Genomic DNA, 1,552 nt, shown 5'->3' on the forward strand with positions numbered 1-1,552 from the left:
ATTTACCCATAAGTCTAATTAAAAGGGTTGTGAAATCCTGCGAATAAGTGAGCATTCGAGAGATATTCGCATCAAACTGAGGGAGTTCAACAAGGTATTTTAAAATGTTAACCGAATAAAGGTGTATCAGGAGATTTCAAAGAAGTGGGTGTCGAAATGCTGCAACAGATTAAAATACAGAATTGGTTATTAGAAGTTTATATTGATAAGACCCGAGAATTTTATAACAAAGGTATAGAGGTATGTAGTTGTCTATACTGCAACAATTTTGTGGCAGCTTGTAAGTATATAGATACTTCCGTAGCAAATGTATTCAGTACACTAGGAATTATTCCTACTAAACCAGGACATCTCTCTAATTATCCTACAAATGAATGCGGAATACGTGCATACATAGGTATTTATCATTTAGTTGGCAAAGTGTTAGAAGGGGAATTGTGTACAATGTCTACCTGGAATGATACTAATACAGTGCGTATAAAGAACTTCACAATAGGTTTTTCTTACGACCTAGAGTTTGTGCCAGAATGCTTCCCTAATCCTGTCGTTCAGTTGGAATTTGGGGCTGATATCCCTTGGGTACTTGATGAAAAGCCAGATGAATGTTAAGTAAAAATGGAGTCATTTTTAACTAACGGGTGCGTTAGCTGAAGTTCAAAGCTCTCTTTAAGGTAGCATTTTCTTATGCAGCTACCGGGACAGGTTTGTTAAGGATTGAAACTTTATAAATTTAGAAATCGTATAAAAGAGAGTAATACGGGTAGGAAACGATAACGATAAGGGATGATAAACAATGGAAACTTGTAGCAAATGCGGCAACGAACTTACGAGAGCCTATATTTCTGGAATTCAAGGAGAATTTCAGATAAATAAAGAACCAAGAGGTTTTTTCACGGATAGTCAAATTTACAGCAAAGTATCTCCTTATGTTTGTTCTAACTGTGGGTATTTAGAGTTCTATGTAGAACACCCTGACAAATTTAAATAATTAAAAAGTAATAAAAGGGATTTCTACTTCTTGTAAAAGACTCAAAGTTACTGCAGTAAATTTTCCTTATGATTTAACGGGTGCTTTACTTCAATAAGAGAGTTGCTTTGGCAGCTCTTTTTGTTATGGAATTATCGGGGCAGAATAGTTAAACAAAGATTGAGACCTTGCTGATGGATTAATTTATGAAGTAAAGGAGTGTCAAACTATTTATTGCAACAAGAATTGAGTGATTGGGAGTTAGACAGATGAAAAATAAAAAAAGAAAAAAAGAAAAGCAGAACGGCTTTTTTAAAGAAATCCTAATTGAGCTTAGGGATTCAATCTTTTTTGAAGTGGCTTGGAACATCTTAATGTTTATACCAAGAATGATGATTCGCTTAATAAAGAACATTTGGTGAAGTGGTTAGTCAGAATAGAGCAATAACGGTGCTTTAGCTGAAGATCAGAGCTGTCTTTAAGGCAGATCTTTCTTTATGGAACTATCGGGGCAGCATTCCTGTTAGAAGGATGTTCGGGGTCTTGAAAGAAAAAGAGCCCTCTTGTATGATGCATGAGTGTCAA

2 protein-coding genes are annotated in these 1,552 nt (G+C 35.2%); both read left to right on the top strand.

The annotated features are described in order from the left end of the window. The first annotated feature begins 144 nt into the window (after window positions 1-144). Window positions 145-609, top strand: coding sequence for a hypothetical protein (locus tag ACIQYG_RS26840; RefSeq protein WP_402844631.1), 465 nt, complete (start codon window positions 145-147; stop codon window positions 607-609). Between the two features lie 627 nt (window positions 610-1,236). Beyond that, window positions 1,237-1,389 carry a hypothetical protein gene (locus tag ACIQYG_RS26845; protein WP_164855079.1) on the top strand — a complete coding sequence of 51 codons (153 nt, stop codon included), beginning with the start codon at window positions 1,237-1,239 and terminating at the stop codon, window positions 1,387-1,389. Window positions 1,390-1,552 lie beyond the last annotated feature (163 nt).

Origin of the sequence: Peribacillus sp. NPDC096622 (genome assembly GCF_044762665.1) — a bacterium.
GTDB classification, from domain to species: Bacteria; Bacillota; Bacilli; order Bacillales; family DSM-1321; genus Peribacillus; species Peribacillus frigoritolerans_B.